Source organism: Bilophila wadsworthia ATCC 49260 (assembly GCF_000701705.1).
In the GTDB taxonomy this organism is placed as follows: Bacteria; Desulfobacterota; Desulfovibrionia; order Desulfovibrionales; family Desulfovibrionaceae; genus Bilophila; species Bilophila wadsworthia.
On sequence record NZ_JNJP01000191.1, the window covers coordinates 1 to 1,262 of the forward strand.

A 1,262-nucleotide genomic window follows, 5' to 3' on the forward strand; every position below is an offset into this window, starting at 1 on the left:
GCTGCTCATTTACAATTGAATAGGGGAATGGGAAGGGAATAGTAAAGTTCTTGAGAAATAAGATATCAAGGGCAACAGGTGAATGCCTTGGCGCTGAGAGGCGATGAAAGACGCGGTAAGCTGCGATAAGCATCGGGGAGGAGCTAAACATCCTACGATCCGATGATTTCTGAATGGGGAAACCCGATGGGAGTCATGTCCCATCATCCTGAGCTGAATATATAGGCCCAGAGAAGCCAACCCGGGGAAGTGAAACATCTCAGTACCCGGAGGAAGAGAAATCAAACGAGACTCCCAAAGTAGCGGCGAGCGAAATGGGAAGAGCCCAAACCGGGTGGTTTCGACCATTCGGGGTTGTAGGGCCGGCATACGCGATTCTGGAGTAGGCAGAGGAAGTGAGCTGGAAAGCTCCGCCACAGCGGGTGATAGCCCCGTACTCGAAACCGAAAAGGACGCAGCCGGTACCTGAGTACTGCGAGGCACGTGGAACCTCGTGGGAATCTAGGGGGACCATCCTCTAAGGCTAAGTACTCCTCAGCGACCGATAGTGAACTAGTACCGTGAGGGAAAGGTGAAAAGAACCCCTGTTAGGGGAGTGAAATAGAATCTGAAACCTGTTGCCTACAAGCTGCGAGAGCTACTTCGGTAGTGATCGCGTGCCTTTTGTATAATGAGTCAGCGAGTTACTCTACCGTGCGAGGTTAAGCGAAAGCGTAGCCGTAGTGAAAGCGAGGCTTAATAGGCCGACTAGTACGTTGGAGTAGACCCGAAACCGGGTGATCTATCCATGAGCAGGTTGAAGCAAGGGTAAAGCCTTGTGGAGGACCGAACCGTCAACGGCTGAAAACGTTCCGGATGACTTGTGGATAGGGGTGAAAGGTCAATCAAACCCGGTGATAGCTGGTTCTCCCCGAAATATATTGAGGTATAGCCTCGGGAATTGATTAGCGGAGGTAAAGCACTGACAGAGCTAGGGGTCCTACCAGATTACCAAACTCTATCAAACTCAGAATGCCGCTTAATCGTATCCCGGGAGTCAGACGGCGGGTGCGAAGGTTCGTCGTCAAAAGGGAAACAGCCCAGACCAACAGCTAAGGTCTCCAAATCCATGCTCAGTGGTGAAGGTAGTGGAACCGTTTAGACAGCCAGGACGTTGGCTTAGAAGCAGCCATCGTTTAAAGAAAGCGTAATAGCTCACTGGTCTAATGGCTCTGCGCCGAAAATGTAACGGGGCTAAGCATGGTACCGAAGCTTTGGCAATC

At 51.3% G+C, this 1,262-nt stretch carries 1 rRNA gene; it reads left to right on the plus strand.

The features are described 5' to 3' along the window. Nucleotides 1-55: 55 nt before the first annotated feature. Nucleotides 56-1,262 (plus strand): 23S ribosomal RNA (locus T370_RS0121970); the annotation flags it as partial.